4 protein-coding genes and 1 tRNA gene are annotated in these 4,901 nt (G+C 71.8%); 3 read left to right on the plus strand and 2 right to left on the minus strand.

Features of this window, described 5'->3' with window-relative positions:
- Positions 1-1,278: recombinase family protein (locus AC32QD_RS16570; protein WP_492011619.1), on the plus strand; the 1,278-nt coding region annotated here is incomplete at its 5' end.
- A 273-nt stretch (positions 1,279-1,551) separates the two neighbouring features.
- Here AC32QD_RS16570 and AC32QD_RS16575 read toward each other — a convergent pair.
- Together AC32QD_RS16575 and AC32QD_RS16580 are read right to left on the minus strand one after the other, a co-directional pair.
- Positions 1,552-1,627: transfer RNA gene (locus AC32QD_RS16575), tRNA-Val, on the minus strand.
- Positions 1,628-1,674: 47 nt separating this feature from the next.
- The gene (locus tag AC32QD_RS16580) at positions 1,675-2,415 is read right to left on the minus strand and encodes an HAD-IA family hydrolase (RefSeq protein ID WP_492011620.1); all 741 of its coding nucleotides are present in this window, start codon (positions 2,413-2,415) and stop codon (positions 1,675-1,677) included.
- Positions 2,416-2,536: 121 nt separating this feature from the next.
- On the opposite strand from AC32QD_RS16580, the gene glmU reads away from it, so the two are divergent.
- Both glmU and AC32QD_RS16590 read left to right on the plus strand, forming a co-directional pair.
- On the plus strand, positions 2,537-3,904 hold the full coding sequence (gene glmU / locus AC32QD_RS16585; protein WP_492011621.1) for a bifunctional UDP-N-acetylglucosamine diphosphorylase/glucosamine-1-phosphate N-acetyltransferase GlmU: 1,368 nt from the start codon (positions 2,537-2,539) through the stop codon (positions 3,902-3,904).
- 50 nt (positions 3,905-3,954) lie between these two features.
- Positions 3,955-4,901 (plus strand): glutamine--fructose-6-phosphate aminotransferase (locus AC32QD_RS16590; protein ID WP_492011622.1); only part of this gene is annotated, 947 nt, incomplete at its 3' end.

Genomic DNA, 4,901 nt, shown 5'->3' on the forward strand with positions numbered 1-4,901 from the left:
GCCCAGTTCGAGCGCGAGGTCACCGCCGAGCGCATCCGCGACAAGATTGCCGCCTCGAAGAAGAAAGGTATGTGGATGGGCGGGCCGGTGCCGCTCGGCTATGACGTGAGGGAGCGCAAGCTCGTGGTTAACGAGGCGGAAGCGGCCTCGATCCGTTGCATCTACGAGCGCTATCTTGGCGTCGGCACGATCCGGCACCTGCAGGTCGCACTCGCACGGGCGGGCATCGTCTCGAAGCTGCGAACGAGCAGGGCCGGCGAGCGGGTCGGAGGACATCCGTTCACGCGCGGGGCCCTGGCGATCATCCTGCGCAATCCGCTGTATCTAGGCGAGGTGCAGCACAAGGGCACGCGCTACCCCGGTCAGCACCTGCCGATCATCGACCGCGGCCTCTGGGATGCCGTGCAGGAGAAGCTCGACCGGCAGGCGGTCCACCGCCGCAGCGCCTTGAACGCATCCGTCCCGAGCCCGCTCGCCGGTATGCTGTTCACTGCGAACGGCGAGGCGCTCAGCCCGGATCACGCCTCCAAGGGTCCCGCCCGCATCCGCTACCGCTACTACGTCTCGCGCCGGCTGGCCGCGGGCCTCGCGGCGGACCATCCCGATGCGTGGCGTCTGCCGGCGGAGCCGGTCGAACGGGCTGTGATCTCCGCGCTGACGGAGCTGTTGCGAAGCGAGCAGACGAGGGGCCTCCTGCCCGAAGGCGCCACCGCCTCCGACCATCGGCAACTCCGGACCCGCTGCGATGCTCTTGCTACGGCAGTCGAGAAGGCCGACCGGGCGACGCTCCGCTGCCTCCTGACACAGCTCTCGACCCGGATCACCATCGGCCCGGAGAACATCCGGCTTTCGATCTCGCGGACCGCGCTGGGGCGAGAGCTCGATCTACATTCCGATGCCGATGACCCCGACCAGCGGTTGACCTGCGAGCGCCCGCTTACCCTGCGCAAGCGCGGGGTCGAGACCCGGCTGGTGCTCGGCGACACTGTCCCCGCGCGTCCCGACCGGACACTCATCAAGCTGATCGGCAATGCACACAGATGGATGGAGCGGTTGCGCAACGGTGACGTCACATCGATCCGCGCGCTCGCCAGGGAGGAGGGGCTCGATCACCGCCATATTACCCGTGCCCTGCCCGTCGCCTTCCTCGCTCCCGACATCGTCGAGGCTATCCTCGAGGGCCGACAGCCCGCCAGCCTGACCGCCAGCGGTCTGAAGCGGCTGGGCTCACTGCCGATCCGATGGGCGGATCAGCGCAACGTGCTCGGGTTCACCTAGTTCCCGTCACGTCGGACCCAGGCGAATGGAGCAGCTCGTGGAGCGCCGACGATCGGCGCTTCGGTCGTTCAGCAAGGTTAGTCCTTGCAACCCCTGCAGGACGGGGGGTGGGGTCACGCAAAATGCCGAACTGAGCAGGAGGTGGAAAATCGGCCCCGAATCGCGTCTCAGGACCCCGGACGGTCGCGGATGTGCCGTTTCCTGTCGGCTAACGCACGGAAATTACGGGTCTTTTCACAGCGACCGGAGAGGACGGAGATTTCGGGGACTGCGTGGTGGGCGGTACTGGACTTGAACCAGTGACCCCAGCGATGTGAACACTGTGCTCTACCAACTGAGCTAACCGCCCGCAGGCTGTCGCCGGCGCCACCTAATAAAGGGGCCCGCGCGCGAGCGTCAAGCGGTTTCGGCCGGCCGCGGGCACAGCCGCTCGAGCACCTCGGCCAGCTCGTCGTAGTGGTCGACCACGGCATCGGGCGCCAGCTCGTCCATCGGCTCGGCGGCGAAGCCGAAGCGCATCAGCACGCAGGGCATTCCCGCCGCCCGCGCCGCCAGAAGGTCGGTGCGCGTGTCGCCCAGCATCACCGCGCGCTCGGGCACGCTGCCGACGCGGCGCACGGTCTCGCGCAGGTGCTCGGGGTCGGGCTTGATCACCGCCACCGAGCCCGCCCCCAGCACCGCGGCGAAGCGGTCCAGCACGCCCAGGTGCTCGAGCAGCGCCAGCGCCAGCCGCTCGGGCTTGTTGGTGCACACGCCCAGCCGCCAGCCCACCGCCTCGAGCGCCTCGAGGCAGGGCACGACGCCGTCGTAGAGCCGGGTGTGCTCGGCCAGCCGGGCCTCGTAGGCCGCGAGCAGCCCGGGATAGAGCGCCTCGGCCGTCGCCTCGACGACGCGGGGCTCGGGCGGCTGGGGCAGCAGCGACAGCGAGCGGCGGATCATCGAGCGCCCGCCCCGACCGGCATGGGCGCGGTCGCGCGCGAGGTCGAGCAGCGGCAGCCCCGCCGGCCCCAGCACCGCGTTGGCCGCGCCCAGAAGGTCGGCCGAGGTGTCGGCCAGCGTGCCGTCGAGATCGAACACCGCGGCGCGCACGGCGGCGCCGGCCGATCCCCCGGCCGCCCCTGCCGCACATCCGTTCATGCGCATTTCAGCCCTGCCTCCGCTCCGACCCGGGCCCGATGCACGGACCCGCAGTCGCCTTTGCACCGGACCGGGCCCCTCGCCCCTTCCTCGCGCGCCCGGCTCCCGGTATAGGGCAGGAATGAGCATTCAGACAACACGACCGGCCGCCGCGGTGATCCTGGCCGCCGGCCAGGGCACGCGGATGCGCTCGGCGCTGCCCAAGGCGTTGCACCCGATCGGTGGCGCGCCCATGCTGCACCACGCCATGCGCGCGGCGCAGGCGCTGGCGCCCGCGCGCATCGCCGTGGTGGTCGGGCACGGCGGCGCGGCGGTGGCCGCGGCCGCCCGGGCCCTGGTCCCGGATGCGCAGATCTGCGAGCAGGCCGAGCAGCGCGGCACCGCCCACGCCGTGCGCCAGGCGCAAGACGCGCTGGCCGACTTTGCCGGCGACGTCTTCGTGCTCTACGCCGACACCCCCTTCCTCGCCGCCGGGACGCTCAAGCGAATGCGCGCGGCGCGCGCCGCCGGCGCCGAGCTCGTAGCGCTCGGCTTCGAGGCGGCCGAGCCCGGCGGCTACGGCCGCATGGTCACCGGCGCGGACGATGCGCTGTTGCGCATCGTCGAGGAGCGCGACGCCTCGGCCCAGGAGCGCGCCATCCGCACCTGCAACTCCGGCGTGATGGCGGCCGACGCGGCGACTCTGTTCCGCCTGCTCGCCCAGGTCGGCAACGACAACGCCAAGGGCGAGTACTACTTCACCGACATCGTGGCGCTGGCCCGCGCCGAGGGCCTCGCCGCACGCCTGGTGCGTTGCGCCGAGGCCGAGACGCTGGGCATCAACGACCGCGTTCAGCTCGCCCGCGCCGAGGCGCTGTTCCAGGACCGCGCCCGGCGCGAGGCCATGCTCGCGGGCGCCTCCATGCTCGCGCCCGAGACCGTCTTCCTCTCCTTCGACACCGCGCTCGGGCGCGACGTGACGATTGGCCCGCATGTGGTGCTCGGCCCCGGCGTCTCGGTCGCCGACGGCGCCGAGATCCGCGCCTTCTCGCACCTTGAGGGCTGCCGCGTCGGCCCGGGCGCCGTCATCGGCCCCTTCGCCCGGCTGCGCCCGGGCGCCGAGATCGGCGAGGGCGCCCATATCGGCAACTTCGTCGAGGTCAAGAACGCGCTGATCGGCCCGGGCGCCAAGGCCAACCACCTTGCCTACGTCGGCGACGCGACGGTCGGCGCGCGCGCCAATCTCGGCGCCGGCACCATCACCTGCAACTACGACGGCTTCGCCAAGCACCGCACCCGGATCGGCCAGGGCGCCTTCATCGGCGTGAACACCGCCTTGATCGCGCCGGTCTCGGTGGGCGACAATGCCTATGTGGGCACCGGCACCGTGGTGACCCGCGACGTGCCGGCCGAGGCGCTGGCGCTGGCGCGGGCGCCGCAGACCATCCGCGAGGGCTACGGGGCGCGCCTGCGCGCGCGTCTGAAGGCGCGGGCCGAGAAGAAGACCTGACGCGCAGGGGCAACCAAGGGCAACCAGGGGCAAGCAGGGGCAGCAGCGACATGTGCGGAATCATCGGGGTCCTCGGCCAGCTCGAGGCAGCGCCGCGCATCCTCGACGCGCTGAAGCGGCTCGAATACCGCGGCTATGACAGCGCCGGGCTGACCACGCTCGAGAACGGCGAGCCGATCCGCCGCCGCGCCGTGGGCAAGCTCGGCGAGCTGATCAAGGTGCTGCGCGCCGAGCCCGCGCCCGGCACCGCCGGCATCGGCCATACCCGCTGGGCCACGCACGGCACGGCCAATGTCGACAATGCCCACCCGCACGCCGCCGGCCCGGTGCACGTCGTGCACAACGGCATCATCGAGAACTACCGCGAGCTGCGCGCGCTGCTCGAGGCCGACGGCATCGCCTGCGCCACCGACACCGACACCGAGGTGGTGGCCCAGCTGGTCGCGCGCGAGATGGCGCACGGGCTGACGCCGAAGGCGGCCGTGGGCGCCACCCTGCCCCGGCTCAAGGGCGCCTTCGCGCTGGCCTTCCTGTTCCGCGGCGAGCCCGACCTGATGATCGCCGCCCGGCACGGCTCGCCACTCGCCGTCGGCTGGGGCGAGGATGAGATGTTCGTCGGCTCCGACGCCATCGCGCTCTCGCCGATGACCTCGCGCATCACCTATCTCGAGGACGGCGACTGGGCCGTGCTGACCCGCGCGGGGGCCGAGATCTTCGACCTCGCCGGCCGCCCCGTGCCGCGCCCCGTCGAGACCGTCGCGGTGGAGTCGGGCCTGGTCGAGAAGGGCGCGCACCGCCATTTCATGCTCAAGGAGATCTTCGAGCAGCCCGAGGTGCTCGGCCACGTGCTGGGCCGCTATCTCGCCCCCGACCGCAGCGGCGTGGTCTCGCCGGCAGAGGCGCTGGACTGGGCCGGCCTCAGCCGGCTGGTCGTGATCGGCTGCGGCACAGCGGCCTATGCCGGCATGGTGGCGAAATACTGGTTCGAGCAGCTCGC

This window comes from Thermohalobaculum sp., assembly GCF_058622915.1.

Coding starts and splice junctions, on each gene's coding strand:
- AC32QD_RS16580 (WP_492011620.1), bottom strand. CDS start 2,415: ATGAACGGATGTGCGGCAGGGGCGGCCGGGGGATCGGCCGGCGCCGCC.
- glmU (WP_492011621.1), top strand. CDS start 2,537: ATGAGCATTCAGACAACACGACCGGCCGCCGCGGTGATCCTGGCCGCC.